Genomic DNA, 25953 nt, shown 5'->3' on the forward strand with positions numbered 1-25953 from the left:
GCTTGTAATCAACGCAACACGCCACGGCGGCGCATACGTCCCAGTACGAACTCTTCGACCGGCACGCCGGTGTCAACCGGCACGTAGATGATCCCGCGGCCGTTGCAAAAACTCTCAATCTCGCCGCGCCAGGCGGCCAGGTGCTGTTTGTAGCGGCGCATGAGGTCCAGATTGGCGCTAATCTCCACGGGGGCGCCGCTCTCAACGTCAATCAATTTAAGATCGCCTTCGAGATCGGGGTCGAGTTCCTGGGGGGCCAGGATGTGCATAACGGTGATCTCGAAGGGCCGTGAGGCCAGAGTGCTCAGGGCGTCCTTCCAGCCAGGATCGAGCAGGTCGGAGCACAGCAGGAGCGGACCGGCGGTGCGGGCCGACTGAATATAGCGATGGCAGGCGCGCGCCAGGTCGCCCTGTTTGCCGGGTTGCAGGCGCTGCAGAAAAGCGAAGAGCGGCACGGCGCCGCGTTTACCGCGCACGCCGGGGAGTTGCAGGTTGCCCGGCCCGGCGCCGAAGGCGGTGACGCTGACACGGTCGAGGTTGGAGAGGGCGATGTAGCCGTAAGCCGCGGCGAGTTGCCGGGCGTAGTGCAACTTGTTGGGCGCGCCCCAATCCATTGAGGCGCTGGTATCCACCAGCAGATGGATGTTGAGCTCCTCTTCGGCGACGAAGAGCTTCAGGTAGAAGCGTTCGGCGCGGGCGTAGAGGTTCCAGTCAATCTGGCGGATGTCATCGCCCGGAGCATAAGGGCGAAAGTCGGCGAACTCCACCGACGAGCCGCGGCGGGGGCTGCGCCGCTCGCCCTGGATGTCACCGGCCATTGGCCGGCGCAGTACCAGGGCCAGGCGATCAAGCTGCCGCAAGAACGCCGAATCGAGCAGAGGTTCGCTTGCGCGTTCAGTCACGCCGGGCCTGCCTTTAGAGCCTATCCGAATAAGCAGGTCGTTCCATTACGTTGCGGGAGTGCCCTGCTCTTCCGGACTCGGCGCGCAACCCGAAGGGTTGCGCGCACTGTCCTTTTCCGAACTGGCAGGGGTTGTGGAAGCCACCAGGTTCTGGTGTCATCCCTCTTCCTTCACCGCCTCAAGCACGCCCTTGACAACCTCATCGGGCGAAATGCCTTCAGCCTGGGCCTCGAAGTTCAGCACGACGCGATGGCGCAGCGCGGGCAGGGCGGCGGCCTTGAGGTCGGCGAAGGCCACGTTGTAACGCCCGTCGAGCAGGGCGAGGATCTTGCCGGCCAGGATCAACGCCTGCATGCCGCGGGGCGAGGCGCCGTAGCGCACATACTGTTTCGTGATCGCCGGGGCCTCGCGCGCTTCAGGGTGGGTGGCGCTGATCAGGCGCGCGGCGTAGGCCAGCACGTGGCTGGCGATGGGCACGGTGCGCGCCAGGTTCTGCATAGCCAGGATGAGCGGCCCGTTGGCGACGTGCCGGATCACCGGCTTGTAGGACCCCGTGGTGCGCTGGGCGATCTCGACCAGTTCGGCGGCGGTGGGAAAGGCGACGTTGATCTTGAAGAAAAAGCGGTCGAGCTGGGCCTCAGGCAGCGGGTACGTGCCCTCCATTTCCAGCGGGTTCTGGGTGGCAAGCACGAAGAAGGGCTGCTCGAGCTTATGGATCGTCTTGGCGACGGAGACAGTGCGTTCCTGCATCGCCTCCAGCAGCGCCGACTGTGTCTTGGGCGTGGCGCGATTGATCTCATCGGCGAGGACCATATTGGCGAAGATCGGGCCGGGTTCAAAGCGAAAGTTCTTGCGCCCGTGTTCATCTTCGCTGATCAGGGTGGTGCCGATGATGTCAGCCGGCATCAAGTCGGGCGTGAACTGAATGCGCGAGAAGCTGCAATCAATCACGTCGGCCAGGGTGCGCACCAGGGTGGTCTTGGCGAGGCCGGGCACGCCTTCGAGAAGGGCGTTGCCGCCGGCGAGCAGGGTGACGATCACCTGTCGGATCAGGTCGCGCTGGCCAACGATCACATTGGCCACTTCGGCCTCGATCATCTGCGCGCGCTGGCGAAACTCGTCAGGGCTGATGCCGGGGGTTGCCGGTTCAGGCTGAGAAGGCGTAGAGGTGGTCATGGATGGTCCTGTATGCAGGTTAAAAACAGCTTCCACACGGCTCTTCATCCCGTGTCGGTTGGAGGGGTATAGGGCAACCTGGTTGCCCCATACCTCTGCTCAGCGCAAGACGGCGCCCTTTGCGCGAAGGGCCTACGGTTCCAGCCGGCTGAAATAATCGCGCACATAGTCCTTCAGATGTGGCGGGATATAGCCCCGGTCGAGAGCCTCGCTGGCCGTCCTGGCGTACTGCGGGTACACCTGTTCATACGGCACCATCGAGGGGTTGCTCGCTCCAGGCTGTGCGGCCTGGCCTTGCTGGATCTGGCTGGAACCGCCCTGACCCTGCTGGCCCTGAACAAACTCAGGCGTGCCCGGCTGGCCCGAAGGCCGGTAGGGTTGATAAATCAGGTCGCTGCTGCCGGTGCCACTGCCCTGCTGGCTGGCGGGCCGATTCGGATCCACATTGCCGCTGGCGTTGCTCTGGCCCTGGCCCAGATGGGGCGCATTCGCGCCGCCGCCGCCCTGCTGACCCTGGTTCTGCTGGCCTTGCTGCCCCTGGCCCTGCCCCTGGCCCTGCTGCCCTGGCTGGCCTTGCTGCCCCTGGCCCTGCTGCCCCTGCTGGGCTTGCTGGCCCTGCCCCTGGCCCTGGCCCTGCTGGGCTTGCTGGCCCTGGCTCTGGCCCTGCTGGCCGGCGCGGGCAATCTGCTCACGGGCGTTCTGCAGCTCGGCGAGCGACTGCTGAGTGCTTTGCTGGCCGGCCAGATTGCTCTGCGCTTCACGCACCTGCTGGGCGGCCTGCTGGAGTTGCTGGGCGGCCTGGCGGGTGTCGCCCTGTCGCAGCGCGCTGGCGGCGTTCTGGAGGCTCTGCGCCGTCCGTGGTTCGCTGGCGGCCATCTGGGCGGCCTGCTGAGCCAGTTGCTCGGCAAGTTGCTGGCGTTCAGACTCCGAGAGCTGGTCGAGCTGGCGGGCCAGTTGTTCCAGTTGATCGGCCGCCTGCTGGATATCCGGGCGCTGGCTCGCCGGTCGCCCGGAGAGGGCCTCCAGGTTGCGAGCCATCTGCTCAAGGGCGGCGCGCCGGGCGTCGGTATTGGGGTCGAGCTCCTGGCGCAGGCGCGCCTCGGCTGCCGAGAGGTCGGCCAGGGCCTCCTGGCGTTCGCCGGGGTTGCGGCGCAGCTGCTCCTGGAGGGCCTGAAGCTCCTTGAGCAGGCGTTCGCGGTCTTCGGCGCCGAGTTGCCGATCCTCTTGGATCTGGCGTTCCAGCTCCGCCAACCGGTCAGCGGCTTCCGCCAGCGCCTCGCGGACGGCGCGCTGCTCGGCAAGCACCCGATCCTGGGGATTAGGGATCACGAACAGTGACAAAGCGGTAAGGATCAGGGGCAGAACGGCCCATCCCAGCCGCTGGCGATCAAAGCGCAGCGGCAGCATGGCAGGTTTAAGCCGACCGGCGACGGCGCCTGCGTCGGCCTGCTGGCGCTCGCAAAGGGGTTCGCGGGCTTCGCGCTCGTGCAGTTCCAGGGCCGTGGAGAGCCGTTCGCGCAGGCCGAGTTGCAGATCCACGCGCCGGGCTACGCGCATAGGGGTGAGGGGACGGAAGAGGGCGTACCCGATGATCACCAGCAGCCAGAGCAGGAGGGGCGACGCGACCCAGCCTTCTAGATGCTCAATGGGTCTCAGGCGGCCAGCGAGGGCTGCCAGCGTAGTCGCAGCAGCAGCAATCCACAGCGTGCGGCTGGCGAACAGCACGGTATCACTAATGCGCAGCCGCCGGCCCAGGGGCCGAAGCTGGCGCCGGAGCAGATCGTAGGATGTAAGGGAGTGGGCCATGGTGCACCTGTGCGGAGGGCATTGTCCTCGACGAAACCCGGCGTGCGGCTAATTGCTGGCTCGAGGAAGGCGGGGCGACCGGGGTTTCGCAGCTCCTGCCCGCAGGGGAGCCTCATCCTGCCGGAACGCAACCGGATAACCCGGGTGTCCGAACAGGCGCTCAGCCTTCTCTCCGCCAGATGTGCTTCTCCACGATCTGCCGGGTCAGACCGCCGTGCTCCCAGACCTCCACCACTCGCTCGCTGACGATGGTCACCGCGTTGCCGAGAGGAGTTGCAGGCGTCGCGGCCTCTGGTTGAGGCGCCGCTTTTTGGAGGGCGGTGATGGCATCGCCGGCAAGGGCGGCAAGATCGCCGCGTTCGGCGCGGCGTCGAAGCCAGGCGATGCCGGCCTCGGCGGCCACGGCGGCGAGGCCCAGAGCAACGGCCCTGGTAACCTGTTTCACCTGGGCCAGCGGGATGCTCTGGCCGGCGATCATAATCGCGCCTTCATCGCGACGGACGAGATCATGCCGATCCAGCGCGGCGCCACAGGCGCCGCAGAAGCGGTTCTCGATGGGGTTGCCATGCTGACACGCGGGGCAGATACGCTCCACCATAACAGGCTCCTGACCTTGGGGCACAACAATGATCGTATGCTGCAGGCAGTATAGCATTGCGCAAGGGCGCGGCGCAAATTGGCTGCCGGGCAAAATGGACGCAATCAGGCACAGAGCTGCCCCGGCCAGGGAGGATCGGGGCTTGGGGGCGGGGCGGTTGACGTTAGAGGGGCTGACCGTGAGCGATGCTAAGCTCGCCGGATCGTCGAGGGGCGAGGTGACGAAGAGCCGCCACTGGTCTAGAAGGACATTGTCGTGCTGTCTTACCGGATGGTATAGCAAGTGTTTCGGCAGACGATGCGCAGCGCGGAGGTGTGTTGTTTAATCGTGGTGTTGTTGAGGAACGAAGGTGTATGCCATTCGCACGGGGCCGCAACGTGGTTGCCGGGGTCTTGAAACAGTAGTTCCGCCTGCCTGACGCCTCTGGCGTCGCCATCGAGCCTGGCGCTGACGATGCGCTTCTCCTGGCCACGCCGGTGGCGGTCAACCGGTTATGTTACAACGCGGGTCCGGCGCCTGCGCAGTCGAGCGGCAAAAAGCACGAGGAGCAATGACCATACCGGTTTGCCAGGAGGTCACGTGTCACATGTTACTAGAGCCACTCCCCGCCGTCTGGCGCCGCCCCGTTTCCTGCAGGCTGTGCGTGGCGTATCTGCCGGCAGCCTGTCGCGCGAGATACTCGCTGGCGTCACCCTCGCGGCGCTGATGATCCCGCTGAACATCGGCTACGCTCAGGTGGCCGGCCTCCCGCCTATTGTTGGCCTTCACGCTGCCATCCTGCCCGCGATCGTCTGGGCCTTGACCTGCCACACCCGCCACGTGGTCGCCAGCCCCGACGCGGCCATCGCGGCGATGATCATTGCTCTGGTAAGCCCGTTTGCCGCGCCCGATGAGCCGCGGTACGCGCAGTTGGTTTTCGCCCAGGCCCTCATCTGCGGGTTGATCTTTGTCGCCTTCTGGGCCTTCCGGCTTGGCTTCCTGGCTAATTTCCTCTCCCACGCTGTACTGGTCGGCTTCATTACCGGCCTCGGTGTCGAGGTTCTCTTCAGCCAGATCCGCAAGATTATGGGGGTCTCAGTGGAGGCCGAGGGCTTTTTCCGTGAGGCCTGGGCCACGCTGCTGGCCATCCCTGAAGCGAGCCTCTGGAGCGTTGTGATCGGCGTGGGTACGATTATCGTGATTCGAGCGCTGCAGCGCGTTGCGCCGAAGCTGCCCGGAGCGCTCATTGGCCTGGTGCTGGCGACTATCCTTGTGTCTGTGCTCGGTCTCGACCAGCGCGGGGTGAGTGTGCTCGGAGCCGTCCCCTCCGGCCTGTCCACCTTCGCCCTGCCCAATGTAAAATGGGCCGATTACCTGGCTCTGTTCCCCGGAGCGCTGGCTCTGGCCGCGGTCACCCTGGCCGAGGCGCCCCTGATCGCCCGGCGCTACGCCGAGAAGTATGGTGAACCGCTGGACGTTGATCAGGACCTCTTCGCCTTCGGCGCCGCCAACGCGGCGGCAGGTCTCTTTGGCGGCTTCTCGGTGGGTTCAAGCGCGTCGCGAACAGCGGCAATGGATAGCGTCGGCGCCCGCACCCAGATCCCCAGCCTGGTGGCAGGCGTAGTCGTGGCGGTGATCCTGCTCTTCTTTACCGACCTGCTGGCCTTGCTGCCCAACGCCGCCCTTGCCGGCATCGTCGCCAACGCCGTGGTCAAGCTGATCGAGGTGGATGAGTTCCGCGAATTGAGGCGGGTGCGCCGCTCGGAGTTCTGGGTCGCGGCGTTCGCCTGCGTCGCGGTGCTAGTCCTCGGCGCTCTCCAGGGGGTGATCATCGCCTTTGTGCTCTCGCTAATCGACCTGATCTGGCGGGCATCGCAGCCCCATACGGCGGTGCTGGTCGAGCAGCCGGATGGTCAGAGCTTCGAGGCGCCGGAAGGCGCCCCGGTCCAGACGACCCGACCCGGGCTGATCATCTACCGCTTTAGTGCGCCGCTCTATTTTGCCAACGCTGGCCGCTTTCAGGATGAGGTTAAATCCCTTGCGGCAAACGCCGCGCCGCCGGTGCGCTGGTTCGTGCTTGACGCGGCGGCAATAAGCGACATTGATACGACCGGCGCCCGCGCTCTGGCCCAGACCATCACGGCCCTGAAAGCCCAGGGGATCACGTTCGCAATCAGCCGAGCCAGGACGCCGGTCCCCGATCTGCTCGAGCGCTATGAACTGCTCGAGCAGATCGGGAAGGAACGGCTCTTCGTGACCAATCGCGCAGCGGTGAGAGCCTTCGAACAGGTCGCTGGCGCGCAGTAACGTTCGCTCTCCTGGAAGCGAGGGTGGCTTGCCCTCAAACACTGACAGGATTGGAACGTTCTCGCTCTCAGGTCTGTGCGTTTACCCCGACGCTGAACGCTTACGTTGATGGCTGTAAGAGCCGGGCCAGGGCCAGCGCCAGCAGCGTCCGGCCGGCGTGCGGATAGTGTGCTACCGCGCGGTCGCGAGGCTGTTGAAGTCGGGCGCAAGATGGGTGCGAGGGCCACGTCCAGTTCCGAGGCGTTGGTGGGCCCCGGCGTCTCTAGACCGCATCTTGTCTCGCCGATGTCGGCATATCGGCTACGGCTTGTCCGCGGTCTCTTCCCCGCTCGGCTCGGGTATGAGGGTTTTGGCGAGCCAGCGCGTGTGCTCGTAGCTGTCGAGCGCCAGCAGTATCAGCAGCGTGAGGAAGACAGACAGCAGAGCTCCCGGCGCACCGAGCAGGCCCAGCCATACGAAGAACGAGAGGAAGACCACCGTGGCCGGCAGGTTCAGGCCCTTGCCGACCATGCGTGGGAAAATAATGTTCTCCAGCACGATGTTGATCACTGTGATCCCTGCCACAACCAGGATGGCGCGGCCCGGGCCATGCTCGGCCAGGGCCAGGATGGTTGGCGGGATGGAGGCGACAAAGATGCCGACATAGGGGACGTAGCTAAGGAAGAACATCAACGCTCCCCACAGGAGCGCATAGTCAACGCCAAGCGCAAGCAGGGCGAGCGCGAAGCCCACGCCGGTCATCGCATTCAGATAGGTGCGCAGGCCGAAGTAGCGCACGATGAACGGGCTAACGGACCGGAACCTGGTAATGAGGGGGTTCGTGCTGCCAAGAGCTCGACTGGCTCGATCGAACATGGCCGGCCCCTCAACCAGGAGGAAGATGACCAGGAGCAGCACGTAGAACGATGAAGCCAGGAATCCGGCGATGCTGGCAATGATTCCGGCGAGGATTCGCCCGAGAGCCTCAGCGTTCAACGCAGCCTGCGCGGCCCGATCAGCGAACGACAGACCGAGCTTGCCCAGCCGGTCACGGAAGGCCTGTGACTGCGACGCGATCTGGTCCTGGTAGACGTTGAGCCTGGCGACAATCTCGCCAAGTGACACACCGACGAGCAGCGCGAGCCCCGCCACGATTGCGGCCAGCCCAATGGCGATGATCGTCAGGGCGACTGACGACGCGAGGCCCCGCCCCATGAGCCAGACCCTGATTGGGTGACAGAGCAGGGCAAAGAAGACCGCCAGCATCACGAAGCCCAGGATGGAGGAAGCCAGATACACACCGCCGAATAGCACCGCGACGGCGGCAGCCGTCATCAGACCGCGACCCGTGGATTGTTGGTTGCTGACCATAAAAAGGCTCCGAAGAACCCGGTTCGTTGTCAACCCTGATCACTGCCACCCTTTTCCGACAACCTCTCAGGACCGTTCGGGCACGAAGCGGGCCAGGATGACACCGACTTCATAGAGCAGATACATGGGGAGAGCCAGGAGGATCAGGTTGATGGGATCGCCAGTGGGGGTAATCAGGGCAGCGATGATGACTACGGCAACAATGGCAAAGCGCCGGTACTTGCGGAGCTGGGCAGCGGTGACCACGCCCATGAAAGCCAGCACGTAGATGATCACCGGCAGTTCAAAGACAATGCCATTGATCAGCAGCAACAGGGTGATGGTGCTGAGAAAGTTTGCCAGGGAAGGCTGAGTCTGTATCAGTTCAGAGGAAGAGAAGCCAATTAGAAAGCGGATGGCGGTGGGTACGGTAATGAACCAGCCAAAAGCCAGCCCAGCCAGAAAGAAGAACGTCACGAAGGGCAGGGCGGTGAAGAGCACGCGCCGCTCTTTGTACGTCAGGCCGGGAACGATAAAGGCCAGCAACTGGTAGACGATCACCGGCATGCCGATGATGACCCCTATTGCGAGAGCCACGGTCATATAGCTGGTAAAGGTCTCGGCGGTGCCGACGGCCTGCACCGGGGCATAGCGTTCATTAATCGGCGCGAAGGTGGCGATGAGGATGTCAACCAGGCGCACCGGGCCTTCAGGCAGGACCATAATCACGCCGATGACCAGGCCGACGATGACGCCGATGGCGGCCCGCATCAACCGCGCGCGCAGTTCGACCAGGTGTTCGATGAGGGTCATGCTATGACCTTCATCAGATCCCGGCGAATTGGGAGTAGAACGAAGTTTCTCGGCAGTCACCGCGACACAGTCTCCTGAGAATGCTCCCTGTTCGGGCGCCAGTCTACGTCAATGACGCCACGCTCGCGCAATTCGCCGACCAGCGCTCGCAGTTCGCTGCTGAGGGCCTGGATCTGGCACAGCAGTTCGTCGCGTTCGTGGTTGGAGAGGGAGGCAGCCGGCGTCTCGGGTTGGGCGTCGGTCGGCGACCCATTCGACGCTGGCGGGTCATCATCATAGTCAGGCGGATCGTGCAGGCGCGCACGGCGCTCAGCGAGGTGCCGGGCCCGTTCGTCTACCGGTTGCAGTACACCGGTCGGCTCGGCGCCGGGGATACGATTGGGGCTTGTCGTGGCCGGCACCGTGTGAGGGGCGGGTTGAGGCGTCAGGGCAGGCGAGTTGGCGACGTGCTCGCCCGCGTCCGCGAGGGTCGCGGGAGGGGCGGCATCATCGGGCGCAGCGGGCGAAGCCGGGGCTTTGGCGAGGCCGCCGTTGTCCGACGCCGGTATGGACCCTTCAGTCGCTCCGGCATCCTCTGGTGGGGCGGCAGCGGCTGGTGAAGGCTGCGCGGACTGCTGGGGATGGGCGTCGGGTCGCAGATTGAGCATAGGCTCAATCTGGCCGCGGAGCGCCTCAACGTCGCGCGATACGTCGAGCTGGTTACGGGTGCGGATCAATTCGTCGCGGAGCGTGGCGATCTCACGTTCGAACTCGCTACGAATGTCGTTGATCAGGCGCAATTCGGGCGATTGCTGCTGCCAGGCGAGGAAACGCGCAACTTGCTTGCCGACGAAGCGCCCCACCTCGGGCAGCCGTTCCGGCCCGAAGACGACCAGCGCCAGCGCGGCGATCAGCAAGAACTCAAAGATGTGGATGTTGAAAATCTCCATTCCGTTCCCGGCGGTGTAGCTATGCGCCCTTTTCATCTTACCACGTTCCGGCGCATCGTGCGCAGCCCTTCGCGGCCGCCTGGCGCAACCTGGAGGGTTGCGCCGGGGAAACCTTCGTTTCCCACACCCCTGCGAACTTTGCCGTCAGACCTAGCCCTTAGGCTAGGAATGGCTTATCCCCAGGAAGAGCCACTCTTCCGCTTTTACCTGATATCCTGTTAGCGATAGGTAGAGCACGACCGCAGGCGCATATTTCATTCTCGGCCCCTGGAATGATGAGTCACCTCCGGCTCCTGCGGTTCAACTAAGGCAAGGAACCACCGTGACCGTTTTGTATCCGCCTTCGGTCTTGAAATGTCCCTCGTTGATCGAGGTAGGCGAAAACGATTGTCTGGACACCTCGGTTGCGATGGGGGCAGCGCAGGCGACCGCCGAGGCGCCGGCTTCGGAAGAGCCCTCACTTGCGCTCGACCCGGCGCTGCTGCCGGATTTTGACGAGCTGGTCCAGCGATACCAGCGGCAGGTGCTGGTTATTGCCTACCGGATTCTGGGCAACTGGCAGGATGCTGAGGATCTGGCGCAGGAGGCCTTGCTCAAGGCCTACCTGCGGCTGGGCGATCTGGTCAACCCGGCCTCGCTCGGCGCGTGGCTGCGCCGGCTGACGGTGAACGCATGTCTCGACGCCCTGGCGCGGCAGCAACGCCGGCCAGCTACGGTTTCGTTGACCGCCTCGGAGGACCATGAGGCGCCCGTGCCCGAGCGCTTCCTGGCAGTGGCCTCGGCCGAAGAAGCGGCGGTGCGCGCTGAGGAGTGGCGCGACCTGCGCGCCACGCTATTGCGTCTGGAACCGGGAGCGCGCGAGGCGCTGGTGTTGCGCGAGATCTACGGCTATTCCTACGCTGAGATCGCCGGTATGCTCGACCTGGGCCTGAGCGCCGTGAAGATGCGAGTGCACCGCGCCAGGCATGCCGTGCAGCGCGCGCTAAACGAGTAAGGGGACCCTCCAGGTTGCGCTCATGGTTCTATCGGAAACCTCGCCGGCACGCGCAGCGCGGCGCGCAACCGGCGGTGGTACTCGGCGCGCGAGATCTCGATGGCCCCGAACTGGCGCAAGTGGTCGCTCCCAAGATACTGTGAGTCGAGCAGCACGAAGCCCCCGCGCCGCAGGCGTTCCACCAGGTGTACCAGGGCGACCTTGCTGGCGTCGCGCTCGCGATGGAACATGCTCTCGCCAGCGAAGAGTCCTCCCAGGGCCACCCCGTACAGCCCGCCAACCAGTTGACCCTCGCGCCAGCATTCGACGCTATGGGCGTAGCCGAGTCGATGCAGAGCCACGTAGGCGCCGATCATCTCCTCGGAGATCCAGGTCGTCTCGCGCCCCCGACCGGGAGCAGCGCAGCCGCGCATAACCTCCTCAAAGGCGGTGTCGTAGCGCACCTCGAAGCGCCCGCTGCGCACGGTGCGCAACAAACGTCTTGGAACGTGAAATGCATCAAGGGGGATGATGGCGCGGATGGTCGGTTCGTACCAGCCGATGCTGCCGTCGTCCTCAGCCATCGGGAAGATGCCCTGCGCGTAGGCTGCGATCAGCAGTTCAGGAGTAAGCATCGTGCGAATGCGTCTGGCCCTCCACTGCTACACCTCCACACCTCCATACCTCCGCGCCTCCACCTCTCGCGGCGCGCCTCAGGCGCCCAGTCGTCTGAGGCCGTTGGTGATGATCTGCCCGGCCCAGGCCAGCAGCAGCAGCGTGCTGAACAGACCGGCCAGAACAATCCAGGGCTGTCCATCGAGCAGCAGCGCGATCCACAGCGGCGCGCCGAGCAAGCCGTGCACCAGCAGGCTCAACAGCAGAGGTGCGGGCAGGATGACCAGGAGCATGCTTGGCCATGTGCTGCGATGGTTCAGCAGCACCACGTAAAGGAGACCATAGGCGATCAGCGCCGACATAATCGCCGCCAGCAGGGGCGCGGAGAAGCCCAGTGGCAGGCGAACCGTGCTGTAGGCCCAGATGTTTGCCCGTAATCCGAAGCTCTCAATCAGCAGATAGTAGAGCAGGAGCGCCATGTACGTTATAACGCCGGTGATCACTGTCGGAAACCACCAGCGGGTCATGTAAAGATAGTACACCACCAGCGCTGGCAGCGGGTAGTACCAGCCCGCGCCGATCACCACCGGCAGCGGCACTGACTGGCCTAACAAGGTCTGCACAATGGTCAGATTAAGATCATAGTTGATCCCGTAGAGCACGCGCCAGAGCGGCGAGACCAGGCTGCTGATGTGTCCTGCCGCCAGGGTGATGAGGTAGACAGGCGTGCCATCGCTCCATGCCAGGTAAGCTGCCAGGCTGTAGCAGAGGATCAGCAGGAGCGTCGTGGCCAGTTCCATAGGTTATACCATCAATGCCTTTGTTAGCGGTGCGTCGCTTACAGGTCTATTCCATCCAGGCCGCTCTTCCAGTGCGTGCGGAGGGTGGCGACGTCAAGGGCGAGCACCGTGGTTTCGGCGGTGCGGATCAGCAAGGTTGGCGCTACCGTCACCGTGCCCAGGCGGTTGAGGATCACACCGTCCAGTGCTGCCTCAAAGGCGCTGGCATCGTCCGGGCGCACTTCCACCAGGAAGCGGCTGGGAGTTTCGCTGAACAGGGCCGTGAGGGTATCTTGAGCCACGGCGTCGAGACGCAGATCCAGCCCCAGGTTGCCGGCGATCACCATCTCGGCAGCGGCGACGGCCAGGCCACCCTCACTTAGATCGTGGCAGGCCTGTACCAGACCGGCACTCATTGCCCGGTGCAGAGCGGTGAAGGTGTGCGGGGCAGCAGCCAGGTCCACGCGGGGCAGGCGAGAAGCGCCGGGCAGGTCCGTGCCGATAATGGCGGCCAGGTGGCTGCCGAGCAGGTCGGGGCCGGTCGCGCCAACCAGGTAGAGCAGATCGCCCGGCGCCTTGAGGTCCATAGTCACGCAGCGGGTCACGTCGGGCACATAGGCCAGGGCCGAGATCAGCAGCGTGGGCGGGATGGCGATACGCCGGCCTTCGACGTCCCGGTACTCATTGTTCAGACTGTCTTTGCCCGAAATGAAGGGCGTGCCAAAGGCGACAGCGGCATCGTAGCACCCCGCGGCGGCGCGCACCAGGCCGGCCATGCGGTCAGGCAAGCGCGGGTCGCCCCAGCAGAAGTTGTCGAGAATGGCGGTGCGCTGAGGATCTCCGCCCACGGCCACAACGTTGCGCATAGCCTCGTCCACGGCGGCAAGGGCCATCCAGTAAGGGTCCACGCGCCCGTAGCGAGGATTGATGCCGCAGCCGAGAGCCAGGCCCGCCAGGGTGTGGGGCAGGGGCTGCAACACGGCGGCGTCACCGGGACCATCGAGGGCTGCGCCGACGAAGGGCTTGATCACTGTGGCCCCGCGCACTTCATGGTCGTAGGTGCGCACGATGCGCTCCTTCGAGGCAATGTTGGGATGCGCCAGCAGGCGCAGCAGCGCCTCTGCGGGCGGCGGCAGGGCGCCTGCCGGCTGCGCGGGGACCTGAGGCTCGGGTTGCCACAACGCCTCGAGGACGCGCTGCGGTCGCCCGCGGTGCAGAAACTCCATATCCAGATTGACGACCAGCGCGCCCTGATTCGTCACATGCAGGCGCCCATCATTGGTAAACTCGCCAATGACGCTGGCCTCCACATCTTCGCTCGCGCAGAGGTCGAGGAACGCCTCCAGATTGGCCGGCGGCACGGCGAGTACCATGCGCTCCTGCGCTTCGGAGAGCCAGACCTCCCAGGGTTGCAGGCCGGCATACTTGCGCGGCACGCGGCTGAGTTCCACGCTGGCCCCGCACTCGGCGCCCATCTCGCCCACGGCGGAGGAGAGGCCCCCCGCGCCGCAGTCGGTAATTGCCGAGTAGAGACGCGCGTCGCGGGCCTGCAACAGGACATCGAGCAATTTCTTCTCGGTGATCGGGTCGCCAATCTGTACGGCGCTGCCGACGGTCACCGCCGTCTGCTGGGTGAGTTCAACACTGCTGAAGGTAGCCCCGTGAATGCCATCGCGCCCGGTGCGCCCGCCGACGAGCACAATCGCGTCGCCGGGGCTGACGTTGCGCGGGTGCAGGCCGCGGGGGGCGATGCCGAGGGTGCCGCAGTACACCAGGGGATTGGCGGTGTAGCCGGGGTCGAAGAGCACCGCGCCGTTGACGGTGGGGATGCCGAGCTTGTTGCCGTAATCGCGCACGCCTGCCACTACGCTGCTGGCGACCCGAGCGGGGTGCAGCACGCCGGGCGGCAGCGCTGTGGCCGGTGTGTCGGGCATGCCGAAGCACAGGATGTCGGTATTGGCGATCGGCTCGGCGCTGACGCCCAGCACGTCGCGGATCACGCCGCCTACGCCGGTGTTAGCCCCGCCGAACGGCTCCAGCGCGCTGGGGTGATTATGGGTTTCGACCTTGAACGAAACCTCGTAGTCTTCGTCAAAGGCAATGATGCCGGCATTATCCACGAACGCCGAGAGCACCCAATCATCGGTCAGCGGCGCCTGGTCGGTGGCGCTGCCACCGTGGCGACGGGCGAGCACTTCGCCTGTAGCGGCCATCAGGAAGGTGCGGATCAGGCTGTCAATTTCGACCGGACCATGCTCCAGGCGGTGCAGCATCGGGTACAGCGCAGCGTCAGGCAGATCCGCTGCGGTGCTGGTGGAACGATACCGCACGCGCGCCTTGAAGCTCTTATGCGAGCAGTGCTCGCTCCAGGTCTGGGCGAGGGTTTCGAGTTCGCCATCGGTGGGATCGCGCCCGAGGGCGGTAAAGTAGGCCCGAATGGCGCGCATCTCGTCGAGGTCCAGGGCCAGCACGCCCTCCTGGCTGATGCGCAGCAGCGCGGCATCGTCGGCCTCGCGGAGGGGCGCGCTGGCAATAACCGGGCGGCCCTCTTCGGGTACGGTCGCCAGCAAGTCATAGAAGGCCAGCCGCTCGTCGAGACGCGTGCCGGGCGCGTAGGTGAAGGTGGTTTGTATCAGGTCATTCGCCAGATCGGCGGCGCGAGCAACGGGGTCGGTGTCCGGGGGAAGCAGGTAGCGGCGCAGGGTGCGCGCCATGGCGAGGCCGGGCGTCTCCAGGCGTCGGGCGCCTTCGAGGACCATCTCGCCCTCGTTATCGGTAACGCCAGGTCGGTAAGCGATTTCGAGCACCCAGGCGGCGGAAGGCGGCATTTCGACGGCCAGCGAGGGGCGATCAAGGCGCGTCCAGCGGGCCGTCTGCACAACGGGGTCGTGCAGCAATGTCGCCGTAAGGTACGCTACGGTCTCATCGCCGAGATCCGGGCCAGCGAGCAAGTAGAGCAGATGAACCGTCTCACTCTGGGGAGCGGTTTCACGCGGCGCAACCGTAACCAGAAACTGAGGCATCGCGCTTTCCTTTGCTGCGTATCAGCGCCCGATTGTAGCTTATCAGCGCGGGGCGCGTCAAGGCGCGGCGCTGGCCCGGCAGGGTTCGAGGCGGCCCGCCGGGCCGCCTCGAACTCCACATTTCGCGCTTCGCTATGCTATAATGCCTGCGGTTCCCGGGCCGGTTTGTGACGGTTGAGGAGGCGATGCATGCAACTCTATCTAGACACGGCGAACCTCGACGAAATCCGTGAGGCGGCCACGTGGGGCGTGTTGAGCGGCGTTACGACCAATCCGACCCTGATCGCCCGTGAGAAGGGCGCCGATTTTAAAGCGACAATCACCGAGATCGCCGAACTGGTAGACGGTCCCATCAGCGCCGAGACGATCTCGCTCGATGCTGCCGGTATGGTGCAGGAGGGCATTGAGTACGCCTCCTGGCATCCGAATGTGATCATCAAGGTGCCCAGCACCACCGAGGGGTTGAAAGCGGTCACGCAACTGGCTCGTCGCGGCATTCGCTGCAACGTGACCCTGTGTTTTAACGCTGTGCAGGCCCTGATGGCTGCTCGCGCGGGGGCGTTTATTGTCAGTCCCTTCGTGGGCCGCGTTGATGACACAGGGGTGGACGGCATGCAGCTCATCCGCGAGATCAGCCAGATCTACCGCCAGGACTCGGAGATCAAGACCAGGATTCTCGCCGCCTCGATTCGCCACCCGCGCCACATCGTCGAGTCGGCCCTCGCCGGGGCCCACATCGCCACCTGTCCCTTCAAGGTGTTGCAGCAGGCGATGCGGCATCCTCTTACCGACCGGGGAATCGAGCAGTTCCTGGCCGACTGGCGTTCGCGGAGTTGAGGGCCGGACAGATAATGGAGAGTCGACGACCACTCATGCTCGGTCTGGTGGGCGACAGCGCCTCGGGCAAGACGACCCTGGTGCGGGGAGTGGTGCGCATTCTGGGCCATAACGGCGTCACCCCGATCTGTCTCGATGACTACCAGCGCTACTCGCGCGAGGAGCGCAACGCGCGCAACCTGACCGATGCCGACCCCCAGGCTAACGACCTGGAGTTGATGGTTGAGCATCTGCGAGCGCTCCGGGCTGGCGGGCAGATCAGCAAACCCGTCTATGATCACCGCACCGGCTCGCTGCGCGATCCTGAACTGGTCGTCGCCACCGGTCTGGTTATTGCCTACGGGATGCTAACCCTGACGCCGCCAGAGGCCCTCGATCTCTTTGACCTGACGATCTACCTTGATCCTGATGAGTCGCTGCGGCGCGCCTGGCGTCTGGAGCGTGACGTGCGCGAACGGGGGTACAGCCCCGCCGAGGTGGTGGCCCGCGAGCCGGCCCGCGAACGCGACGCGGCCCGCTTTATCCGCTGCCAGCGACCTCTGGCCTCAACTGTGCTCCGCGTGCGTCCGGCGGCGGCAGGTCCAGCGGGGGCGCTTGACACGGAGTTGATCATCCGTCACGGGGTACAGGCGCATCCCCTCGACCCGATTTGCGCCGACCTGGCTGCCGCTTCTTACGCCGGCCTGCGGATCGAGCGTGACATTATTGATGAAGATGGCCGCGAGGGTGACCGGATCACGATTGAGTCCACGCTTACGCCTGCTGCGGCCGCAAGCGTGGCCGATCTGGTCTGGAGCCATCTGCCTGGCACGGCGCGCGTGCCGCTGGAGCAGATCGGTCAGACCCGCGCCGGTTCAACCGCTCATCATGACCCTGCCCTGGCCCTGGTGCAACTCTTCATCGTTGGCGGGCTGGTGCGGACCCGAGGCCTGTAATACGATTTTGGATTGCCGGATCTGGCGTCTGAACAAGATCTGGCGGCGGCGATTGGCCAACCGGGGTATATGTTCCGATTTACCGCGGAGCGCGCAGAGAAAACGGAGAGGATGAGCTTTTTGAAGCCCTTTGCGCCCCTCAACGTCCTCTGAGGTGCGAACGTACGCGGTAGATGTGAACACTCTCCAACCGGGACGCGGGCCGTTCCCGACCACATAACCGGCGGGCAGCCCGCAGGGTTGAGTTGCTGTCCTTGCCCGGCTGAAGGGTGGCGCAACCCTCAGGGGGCGCAACTCTCAGGGTTGCGCCCCAGACACAGCTCAGATCCCCTTACAGCACACAGCTCAGACCCCCTTACAGCCCCGCGGCCCGGCGCAACGCCTCGACCTTATCGGTGCGCTCCCAGGGCACGTCAATGTCAGTGCGCCCGAAGTGGCCCCCGGCTGCTGTCTGGCGGTAGATGGGCCGGCGCAGGTCCAGGTCACGGATAATTGCTCCGGGTCGTAGATCGAAGACCTCATTGACGGCCTTGAGGATCACCTCATCGGCGACCTTGCCGGTGCCGAAGGTCTCGACGCTTAATGAGAGGGGGCGGGCCACGCCAATAGCGTAGCTCACCTGGAGTTCGACCCGATCGGCCAGGCCGGCGGCGACGATGTTCTTGGCGACCCAGCGGCAGGCATAGGCGGCGCTGCGGTCCACCTTGCTGGGGTCCTTGCCGCTGAAGGCCCCACCGCCGTGGCGAGCCACTCCGCCGTAGGTATCAACCACAATCTTGCGCCCGGTCAGTCCCGTATCGCCCATCGGACCGCCGACGACGAACCGGCCGGTAGGATTGACAAAAATCTTGGTCTGGGTATCGAACCACTCTGGCGGCACCTCAGCCTTGATCACATGCTCGATCATATCGGCGCGGATCTGTTCCTGGGAAACGTGGGGAGCGTGCTGGGTGCTGATCAGGACCGTGTCAACGCGCACCGGCTTGCCATAGCTGTACTCGACGGTAACCTGACTCTTGGCGTCGGGGCGCAGGTAGGGCAGGTCGCCGGTGCGCCGCACTTTCTCCAGGCGGCGAATCAACCGGTGCGCCAGGGCGATCGAAGCGGGCATTAACTCGGGGGTTTCGTTGCAGGCAAAGCCAAACATCATCCCCTGATCGCCCGCGCCAATTGCTTCCACCTCGGCCTCAGTCATCTCGCCTGTCCTGGCCTCCAGGGCCTTATCTACCCCCATCGCAATATCGGGCGACTGGCCATGAATGGCCACCAGCACGCCGCAGGTGTCGGCGTCGAAGCCATACTCGGCGCTGGTGTAGCCGATCTCTTTAACCGTGCGCCGCACAATCTCTTCGATCGGAATATAGCCCTTCTCGTAGGTGATCTCACCGAGCACCACAATCAGGCCGGTGGTGGTAGCGGTCTCACAGGCCACGCGAGCGCGCGGATCGTGGGTCAGGAACGCGTCGAGGATGGCATCGCTGATCTGGTCGCACATCTTGTCGGGGTGCCCGCTGCTCACACTTTCGCTGGTGAAGTAGAAGCGGGGCGAGGTCATGAATGTGTTGGCCATGGTCCTCTTCCTTCATTGCTTGTGTTCTACCGGGTTCTTGCAGCGCCTACAGGGATGATGAGTATCCGCGTTCCTGGGAGGGCTTTGCCCTCACACCCCCTTCCGTTGGGGAGAAAGGCACGAGAGGATAACCGGGAGGGCCTGGCCCTCCAGCTCTTACCTTCCGGGAAGGAGGAACAACAGCATTCCCGGGCGGGTGCGGCCCTCATCACGTTCCTTCCTGCCAGCTCCGCAGATAGGCCTCCTGTTCGGGGGTCAGCACGTCAATGGATATGCCCATGGCGCGGAGCTTGAGGGCGGCGATTTCGCGATCCAGGTCTTTGGGCAGAGCATGGACGCCAACGGGAAGCCGGCCCCGGTTCTTGAGCAGGTACTCGCTGGCAAGGGCCTGGTTGGCGAAGCTCATATCCATCACGGCGCTGGGGTGGCCCTCAGCGCTGGCGAGGTTGATCAGGCGTCCTTCCCCAAGGAGGTTAATAACCCGGCCATCCTTCAGCACGTACTGATCAACAAAGGGGCGGGGCTGGCGTTTCTCCACGCTGAGGGCTTCGAGAGCCGGGATGTTGATCTCGACATTGAAGTGCCCGCTGTTAGCGATCACCGCGCCATTCTTGAGCACGGCGAAGGTATTGGCGTCAACCACATGCTTGTTCCCGGTAGCGGTGACAATGAAATCGGCCATAGGCGCAGCCTGCTCCATAGGCATCACGCGGAAGCCGTCCATTACCGCTTCAAGGGCCTTGACCGGATCGATCTCGGTGACGATCACGTTGGCGCCCAGGCCCCGGGCGCGCTCGGCGATCCCGCGGGAGCACCAGCCATAGCCGGCGACGACAAAGGTCTTACCGGCCAGCAGGATGTTGGTTGCGCGGATGAGACCATCAAGGGTGCTCTGGCCGGTGCCGTAGCGGTTGTCGAACATGTGCTTGGTATCGCTGTCGTTAACGGCGATCACCGGGAACGGCAGCACCCCTTCGGCGGCCATGGCCTTGAGGCGAATCACGCCCGTGGTCGTCTCCTCGGTGCTGCCGATCATCGAGGGGATCAGGTCTTTGCGCTCCTGCAAGACGCCGGTGACCAGGTCGGCGCCGTCGTCCATGGTGATATGCGGGTTATGATCAAGAGCGGCCTTGATATGCTGGTAGTACACCTCATTGCTCTCGCCCTTGATCGCGTAGACCGGGATCTCCTCATAGGCGACGAGCGCGGCGGCCACGTCGTCCTGGGTGCTAAGGGGATTGGAGGCGCACAGCACCACATCGGCGCCCCCGGCGGCCAGGGTGCGCATCAGGTTGCCGGTCTCACTGGTTACGTGGAGGCAGGCGCTCACGCGCACCCCCGCGAGGGGACGTTCGCGCTCGAAGCGCTCCTTGATCAGGCGCAGCACCGGCATCTCCTGCTCGGCCCAGTCCATCCGCTTGCGGCCCTGCTCGGCCAGGGTCAGGTCCTTGATGTCATACGACTTGGTCATTGAGAGTTGCTCCTTGTCTAATGTGAACAGGGCAGATCCTGCAGGACAACCCGGAAGGTTGCCCTACCGGGGCGACCCGGAAGGTTGCCCTGTGCCGCTGCTCAGGGCTTCGGCGGGCAGGTTGTGGCCGAAGGCCCGGCGGTAACGCTCGGCAAACTCGGCCCGGCTGTAGGCATGTTCCTGGCAGCCGCGATGCTCAATGGCATAGGCGGCGGCCAGGGCGGCGATGCGCCCGGTAACTTCAAGCGGCAGGTCGCGGGCAATGCCAAAGGCCAGGCCGGCCAGATAGGCGTCACCGGCGCCGGTGGGATCCTTCACCTCGGCGACAGGGGCGACAGGAATACGGGCGGCCAGGCGGCCCTCGGTATAGATCAGCGAGCCCTGTTCGCCGCGCGTGACCACTGTGAGGGGTGTGGCGGCGATCAGTTCCTCTTCGCTGATGCCAAGTTTCCGAGCCATCATCCCGAACTCATAGTCATTGCCCACCAGCACCCGCGCGCCGCGCAGGCCGACTTCCAGGTGATGCGCCGTCAGGCGCGGGGCCTGCTTGCCCGGGTCGAAGATGTAGGGCACGCCCAGTTGCTGGCACTCGACACTGAAGCGCTCGATGGCCTCGGGGCTGGTCGGCGAGATCAGCACCAGATCATCGCTGACCAGGCCGCGGTCGCTCAAGGAGCGGTGATGGTCATGGCTCATCGCGCCCGCGTAGAAAGCGACGATCTGGTTGTTGGCGCGGTCGGTGTTGATGAAGCAGGAGGAGGTAAACTCATGCTCAATGACCGTGATGCCGCTGATATCCACTCCCTGCTGCTCCAACCAGCGCCCATAGTCCGCGAAGTCGTGACCAACCGTGCCCACAATCAAGGGGCGCTCGCCGAGCAGGGTCAGGTTATAGGCGATGTTTCCGGCTACACCCCCGCGCATTTTGCGCATCGAATCGACCAGGAAGCTGACGGAGAGCATATGGGCCTTCTCCATCAGCATATGATCACGAAAATAGCCCGGAAAGTCCATAATGTAGTCGAAGGCCAGCGAGCCGGTTACAACAATCCGCACGGTCGGGTCTCCTCTATGTAATTGAATTATGCTAAGAGGTCTGTAAACAAGGTCTTTCCCTAAATCCTCTCCCCCTCCCCGACCCTCCCTCACCAGGGGAGGGTGTCCGGCTCATCCTCCAACGTGGGAGACCGGGAGGGGGCGGAAAGGCCAGGAAACTTACTCGTCTGTAAATTAAGTCTTTCGCTACACCCTCACCCTCTCCCCAACCCTCCCCCAGTGGGGAGGGAGGCCAGCTCCTCCAATGGGGGAGGCCGGAAGGGGACGGAAATGCCAGGAAACTTGCTTTACAGACTACTACGCCCGCCCAGAATAAAATCGGATAAACCGGTTATCCGAATGGATCCACGTTGTGCACTGGCAAGCCCTGTTCCCCGACTGGCAAGGAACGAGGGTGTTTCTGAGAGGACGCAACCTTCCCAGACACTCCCATTCGTGAGGGGCAACCCGGTTTCCCCCATGCCCCTACGACGACGGGCGCAGCGGTTCGGCGACGGGTCGAGGCGCCTGAACGAGGCCAAAATGGGCCTGCGCCGCCGCGGCGATCGCCGCGCAGAGTGTTGCAGCGCGCGCCGCCTGGTCAGCGGGCAGATGGCTCAGGGTGCTACAGGTGCTGACCAGGGAGCGGCTGGCGATGGCTTCTGCGGGCGTTCCGCTTGCCGTGGCCACCTGCGTGATGGCCCCAATGAAGCGTTGCGTCAGGAGGCCCTGCCACTGCTCGACCAGCTCGGGTATTTCCGCGGGCACGACGCCCCATCCCAGGGCCCCGCCACGCTCGAGGAACTGACCAATCGCCTTCGCCGCCTGCACCAGTTCGGCTTCGCGTCTGACAGCATCAAAGAAAATCAGGTCGGCGGGAAGTTCAAGCAGGTCGGCCCAGCGCATATTTCCCGCAACGCATAGACCGCGCCAGCCGGGGAGTTCGGCCAGGGTGCGCGCCAGGAGATCGGCCCCTTCGTCCCAATCCAGCGGGCAGAATGGTGAGTACACGGCTTCAAGGAACGTTTCGTCAAGGCATAGCAGCGGCGCGGCGCCGGTCATGGCGATCTGCTCGTAGAGCCAGCGCGCCCGCAGGGCCACGTGCTGGCCCAGGGCCTCGCGCAGGGCCGGATCGTAGGCCAGAGGGCGCTCGTGCTCGTCCACGCTCAACAGCGACAGACTGATCGGCCCGGTTACCTCGACCTTCACGATGCGCGGGCGGGCAGGTTCGAGCGGTCGCACCTGTTCCAGCAAGGCGGCCTGGTACTCGGCAGGGGGTGCCCCGACGGAGCGTTCACCGCGCAGGTAGGCGAGCGCCAGGCGGTCGAGGCCTCGCTCGGCGCCCCTGAGTTGCACGACAGCTCGATAGGTTTCACCAACGAAGGTCAGACCGGGAAAGCCGGCCAGGGAAAGCGCGAAGGGGTTGGCGTGTGTTCCGCGCTGGCCCAGCGTAACGATGGCGGTCGTCCCGGCGGGGGAGGGACCGGCAGAGGGCAAACCGGCCCGAGGCGCCGGCAGACAGGCGGGAACAAAGGTTTGCGCCATAGCTGCTCGATTGGTTGCGAAAACCGCGGGACGTAAGGCATACTCGGCCGCAGGCGCCCGGCTACCGCATCTCTCTAACAACGCGGCGCAGACCGTCGCCAAACGGCGGATGGACGACACCCCGTTCGGTGATGATTGCCGTAATCAACTCATTGGGTGTAACGTCAAAGGCGGGGTTGGCTGCCCGCACATTGGCCGGCGCGACCAGCCGGTCACCGCAGTGGGTGACCTCTGTTTCGGGACGTTCTTCGATCGGGATCTGATCGCCGTGGTCGAGTGAAAGATCGATGGTTGATGATGGCGCGGCGACGAAGAAGGGCAGGCCATGGGCGCGCGCAAGCACGGCGAGGCTATAGGTGCCGATCTTGTTAGCCGTATCGCCATTGGCCACGATGCGGTCGGCGCCGACGATCACGCAATCCACGCGCCCGCAGCGCATCATGTAGCCGGCCATGTTGTCGGTGATCAGGGTCAGGGGGATACCCGCCTGCTGCAACTCCCAGGCCGTGAGGCGGGCGCCCTGAAGGAAGGGGCGCGTCTCGTCCACGAAGACGTGGATCGGGCGGCCCTGGGCAAAGGCGGTACGAATAGGGGCCAGGGCCGTGCCGTAGCCGGCGGTGGCCAGCCCCCCTGCGTTGCAGTGGGTGAGCACATGACCTCGCGCAGGGATCAGGGGCGCCCCGTGGTCGCCAATCGCGTGGCACATAGCCAGGTCCTCGGCCAGAATGGCATGGGCTTCGTCCAGCACCGCGGCGCGTATCGCCCCCGGCCCCTCGGGGGCGCTGGCCCGGGCTCGCTCGAGCACGCGGCGCGTGGCCCAGGCCAGGTTGACCGCGGTCGGTCGCTGCGCGTCCAGGGTGGCCTTCGCCGCCTCCAGTTCAGCGATGAGGTCGCTCACTGAAACTGCCTGACTGCACCGGGCCGCCAGGGCCATGCCGTAGGCAGCGGTGCACCCGATGGCCGGCGCGCCGCGCACCACCATCGCCTTGATCGCCCACGCCACCGTCGCCACATCCTCGCAGCGTACCGTTTCCTGCACGTGGGGAAGACGGCGCTGATCGATCAGGCAGACCGCCCCTTCCTCCCACCAGACTGTTCGCAGTTCTTCGGCCATATTGTAAGAAAAGCCTCTCGCGCGGCGAGAGGCTGGATGCGTTCCTCTCATCTTTCGGCGAACGCGCGCGCCCCGCCGCTGGAATTGGCACCGTTCCGCATTGCGGCCGTGGCTATCGCCGTGCCGCTGCAGAGGTTGCCGGGCTTCATCGGGCCAGTCCCTCAGCCCCTCTGGATGAGCGCTATGGAGTTCGATGGGCCGGTTGAACCCCTCCGAACGATGCGCGATTATAACATGCCCGTCTGTCTGTGACAATACCAGGAGGGTGCGGGCAAGGTAACGGTCTTGTTATATTGAGCGCAGACAACTGTCGTGGCTCCGCTGTTCCCGGCTATGTGGAGGTGTGGAGGTGAAATTTCAGAGGTTTCGCCCTCCCCGACCCTCCCGTTCACCTGCTCCACACCTCCACACCTCCACACCTCCACACCTCCACACCTCCACACCTCCACACCTCCACACCTCCACACCTCCACACTTCTACACCCCTACAGACCGGTTACGTGGAGCTGTACAGGGGGCGGCCATGAAGCCGGAACGCCGATTGTGAACCATGCCTCAGGGGAAGAACACCTTCTCCGGGCGCCAGTGGTCGCCGCTGCGGCGCAGAACGGCCAGCAGCGCGCCGTCGGGCCCGTGGGCGCGCGCCCATTCTCCGTCGAGGGCCGGCAGGTCCACAGGTAGGCCATTTGCCACGCGACGGGCCTGCCCGGCGTCGAGGGTGACGGCGGGCCAGCCGGCGACAGCGGTTTCGGGGGGGAGCAGGGCCGCGACAAGGTTTGCCGGATCGGCGCTGAGGATGTCGAGGGCGAGGGCCGTATCGAGGTGGAACGGGCCAACGAAGGTGCGCCGGAGCGCCGCCAGGTGTGCGCCGCAGCCCAGGGCCGCTCCAATGTCGCGCGCCAGGCTGCGGATGTAGGCCCCCTTGCCGCACTCCACCACGATACGCAGCGTGTCGGGACCGGCGCGCTCCCAGTCGAAGCGATAGATGACCACGGGACGTGGCGGCAACTCGGGGGCCGCGCCGGCGCGCGCCAGGTCGTAGAGCCGGCGACCCTGGTAGTGCAGGGCGGCGTAGGCTGGCGGTATCTGGAGGATGTCGCCTCGCAGCGACGCAATGGCCGCCTCGATCGCCGCGTCATCGAGGGGGGGCACAGGGCGGGTCGCCAGGACCTCGCCCGCGGCGTCGTCGGTTGTCGTGGTCACCCCCAGGCGTACCAGACCCACGTAGCCCTTGCGCGCGTCGGTCAGGTACTCGATCAGGCGTGTGGCGTGGCCCAGTGCTACGGGCAACACCCCGGTCGCCATGGGGTCGAGCGTGCCGGCGTGCCCGACGCGGGCAGAGTGGCCCGCGATGCGCCGGACGCGCGCCACGACGTCGTGGGAGGTCAGGCCGGCGGGTTTGTTAATGTTGAGAAAGCCGTGGAGGGTCATAGCCTGGAACGCGCCCGAGCAGGGAGGGTATAGCCTGATTTTGCCATTGATCCATGTGGGGCAAACCGGCTTTTCCTATGCTAACGAGGCCCTTATGGATTTTACCATCAAAATATAGTGCTTTGAAAACCGTCATGTCTCTTGCCTGGAAGTCTTCTGATCCGCTAGAATCAGCACATATTTCCTCTGCGGTCCTCTACCGGCTACCGCCGTGGCTGTTCGGCGCGGCAGCAATCTTCACACCAGGACCAAGCGCGATGAGCGACGATCTGCTCGCCCGTCTACAGGCCCTCCTGCCCGAAGAGCGGGCCAGTCTGCTGGCCCGGCTCGACGACGGCGCGCCGGGGCTGCCCGGCCAGGGCGCTTCCGCCCCGAACGGCCGGGTCACCGGCGAAGTTGCCGGGCGCCCCGATGGTGCGCTGGATGAGCTCCTCGCCCGCCTTACGGCTCTCCCCGCCCACGAGCGGGCCAGCCTGCGCTCCCGGCTCGCCAACGACGCCTCCGGGCCGCCTGGTGAACCCGCTGCCGATCCCGATGCTCGAAGCGTTACCATCGCCACGGGTGATATTGTCGGGCGCGATGTCAAAAAGATCCAGGTCTCGGCGCCGCCCGGCGACGCCGCCGGCCCGGACGCGCAGACCGGCGGCGTCGCCATTGGCGACGTGGCCGGGCGCGATGTGAAGAGGATCGAGGTCAAGGCGCCAGTGCGGGGCCCGGTCATACTCGAACCCAAAGGGCCGGTTCATGTTTAAACCTTCGACGACCATCGCCAGCGGGTCGCGGCCT

Annotated in this window: 21 protein-coding genes and 1 riboswitch; of the genes, 5 read left to right on the forward strand and 16 right to left on the reverse strand. The window is 64.9% G+C overall.

Annotated features, from left to right (window positions below):
* Positions 1 to 8: 8 nt before the first annotated feature.
* The 4 genes from NZU74_01130 to NZU74_01145 form a co-directional block, all read right to left on the reverse strand.
* Positions 9 to 902 carry a DUF58 domain-containing protein gene (locus tag NZU74_01130; protein ID MCS6879914.1) on the reverse strand — a complete coding sequence of 298 codons (894 nt, stop codon included), beginning with the start codon at positions 900 to 902 and terminating at the stop codon, positions 9 to 11.
* A gap of 156 nt (positions 903 to 1058) precedes the next feature.
* The gene (locus NZU74_01135; protein MCS6879915.1) at positions 1059 to 2078 is read right to left on the reverse strand and encodes a MoxR family ATPase; all 1020 of its coding nucleotides are present in this window, start codon (positions 2076 to 2078) and stop codon (positions 1059 to 1061) included.
* Between the two features lie 132 nt (positions 2079 to 2210).
* Positions 2211 to 3884 (reverse strand): hypothetical protein, encoded by a 1674-nt coding sequence (locus NZU74_01140; protein MCS6879916.1) that lies wholly within the window; start codon positions 3882 to 3884, stop codon positions 2211 to 2213.
* Positions 3885 to 4044: 160 nt separating this feature from the next.
* The gene (locus tag NZU74_01145) at positions 4045 to 4482 is read right to left on the reverse strand and encodes a zinc ribbon domain-containing protein (GenBank protein MCS6879917.1); all 438 of its coding nucleotides are present in this window, start codon (positions 4480 to 4482) and stop codon (positions 4045 to 4047) included.
* A gap of 579 nt (positions 4483 to 5061) precedes the next feature.
* Here NZU74_01145 and NZU74_01150 point away from each other — a divergent pair.
* Positions 5062 to 6768: a SulP family inorganic anion transporter gene (locus NZU74_01150; protein ID MCS6879918.1), complete on the forward strand. Its 1707-nt coding sequence runs from the start codon at positions 5062 to 5064 to the stop codon at positions 6766 to 6768.
* 300 nt (positions 6769 to 7068) lie between these two features.
* On the opposite strand, the gene NZU74_01155 is transcribed toward NZU74_01150, so the two are convergent.
* The 3 genes from NZU74_01155 to NZU74_01165 form a co-directional block, all read right to left on the reverse strand.
* Positions 7069 to 8118 carry an AI-2E family transporter gene (locus NZU74_01155; GenBank protein ID MCS6879919.1) on the reverse strand — a complete coding sequence of 350 codons (1050 nt, stop codon included), beginning with the start codon at positions 8116 to 8118 and terminating at the stop codon, positions 7069 to 7071.
* Between the two features lie 66 nt (positions 8119 to 8184).
* A complete protein-coding gene (gene tatC / locus NZU74_01160; protein ID MCS6879920.1) occupies positions 8185 to 8910 on the reverse strand; it encodes a twin-arginine translocase subunit TatC in 726 nt (241 codons plus the stop codon).
* A 56-nt stretch (positions 8911 to 8966) separates the two neighbouring features.
* Positions 8967 to 9875: a twin-arginine translocase TatA/TatE family subunit gene (locus NZU74_01165; GenBank protein MCS6879921.1), complete on the reverse strand. Its 909-nt coding sequence runs from the start codon at positions 9873 to 9875 to the stop codon at positions 8967 to 8969.
* Between the two features lie 286 nt (positions 9876 to 10161).
* On the opposite strand from NZU74_01165, the gene NZU74_01170 reads away from it, so the two are divergent.
* Entirely contained in the window at positions 10162 to 10833 is a 672-nt protein-coding gene (locus NZU74_01170) for an RNA polymerase sigma factor (GenBank protein MCS6879922.1), read from the forward strand.
* 20 nt (positions 10834 to 10853) lie between these two features.
* On the opposite strand, the gene aat is transcribed toward NZU74_01170, so the two are convergent.
* The 3 genes from aat to purL form a co-directional block, all read right to left on the reverse strand.
* Positions 10854 to 11447 (reverse strand): leucyl/phenylalanyl-tRNA--protein transferase, encoded by a 594-nt coding sequence (gene aat / locus NZU74_01175; protein ID MCS6879923.1) that lies wholly within the window; start codon positions 11445 to 11447, stop codon positions 10854 to 10856.
* Positions 11448 to 11525: 78 nt separating this feature from the next.
* Complete coding sequence (locus NZU74_01180; GenBank protein MCS6879924.1) at positions 11526 to 12227, reverse strand: hypothetical protein; 702 nt, start codon at positions 12225 to 12227, stop codon at positions 11526 to 11528.
* Between the two features lie 38 nt (positions 12228 to 12265).
* Positions 12266 to 15229, reverse strand: coding sequence for a phosphoribosylformylglycinamidine synthase subunit PurL (gene purL / locus NZU74_01185; GenBank protein ID MCS6879925.1), 2964 nt, complete (start codon positions 15227 to 15229; stop codon positions 12266 to 12268).
* Between the two features lie 189 nt (positions 15230 to 15418).
* Between purL and fsa the strand changes: the two genes are divergently transcribed.
* Positions 15419 to 16066, forward strand: coding sequence for a fructose-6-phosphate aldolase (gene fsa / locus NZU74_01190; GenBank protein MCS6879926.1), 648 nt, complete (start codon positions 15419 to 15421; stop codon positions 16064 to 16066).
* Between the two features lie 14 nt (positions 16067 to 16080).
* Entirely contained in the window at positions 16081 to 17001 is a 921-nt protein-coding gene (locus NZU74_01195) for a phosphoribulokinase (protein MCS6879927.1), read from the forward strand.
* A 355-nt stretch (positions 17002 to 17356) separates the two neighbouring features.
* Here the strand turns inward: NZU74_01195 and metK are convergent, their stop codons facing one another.
* The 6 genes from metK to truB form a co-directional block, all read right to left on the reverse strand.
* Positions 17357 to 18571, reverse strand: coding sequence for a methionine adenosyltransferase (metK, locus tag NZU74_01200; GenBank protein MCS6879928.1), 1215 nt, complete (start codon positions 18569 to 18571; stop codon positions 17357 to 17359).
* 208 nt (positions 18572 to 18779) lie between these two features.
* Positions 18780 to 20042 carry an adenosylhomocysteinase gene (ahcY, locus tag NZU74_01205; GenBank protein MCS6879929.1) on the reverse strand — a complete coding sequence of 421 codons (1263 nt, stop codon included), beginning with the start codon at positions 20040 to 20042 and terminating at the stop codon, positions 18780 to 18782.
* A 63-nt stretch (positions 20043 to 20105) separates the two neighbouring features.
* Positions 20106 to 21098: a carbohydrate kinase family protein gene (locus NZU74_01210; GenBank protein ID MCS6879930.1), complete on the reverse strand. Its 993-nt coding sequence runs from the start codon at positions 21096 to 21098 to the stop codon at positions 20106 to 20108.
* Between the two features lie 465 nt (positions 21099 to 21563).
* A complete protein-coding gene (locus NZU74_01215; GenBank protein MCS6879931.1) occupies positions 21564 to 22622 on the reverse strand; it encodes a hypothetical protein in 1059 nt (352 codons plus the stop codon).
* A 61-nt stretch (positions 22623 to 22683) separates the two neighbouring features.
* Complete coding sequence (gene mtnA / locus NZU74_01220) at positions 22684 to 23736, reverse strand: S-methyl-5-thioribose-1-phosphate isomerase (GenBank protein ID MCS6879932.1); 1053 nt, start codon at positions 23734 to 23736, stop codon at positions 22684 to 22686.
* A 44-nt stretch (positions 23737 to 23780) separates the two neighbouring features.
* Positions 23781 to 23917, reverse strand: a riboswitch (SAM riboswitch).
* A gap of 374 nt (positions 23918 to 24291) precedes the next feature.
* Complete coding sequence (gene truB / locus NZU74_01225; protein ID MCS6879933.1) at positions 24292 to 25167, reverse strand: tRNA pseudouridine(55) synthase TruB; 876 nt, start codon at positions 25165 to 25167, stop codon at positions 24292 to 24294.
* 257 nt (positions 25168 to 25424) lie between these two features.
* Between truB and NZU74_01230 the strand changes: the two genes are divergently transcribed.
* Positions 25425 to 25919 carry a hypothetical protein gene (locus NZU74_01230; GenBank protein MCS6879934.1) on the forward strand — a complete coding sequence of 165 codons (495 nt, stop codon included), beginning with the start codon at positions 25425 to 25427 and terminating at the stop codon, positions 25917 to 25919.
* Positions 25920 to 25953 lie beyond the last annotated feature (34 nt).

Source organism: Chloroflexaceae bacterium (genome assembly GCA_025057155.1).
In the GTDB taxonomy this organism is placed as follows: domain Bacteria; phylum Chloroflexota; class Chloroflexia; order Chloroflexales; family Chloroflexaceae; genus JACAEO01.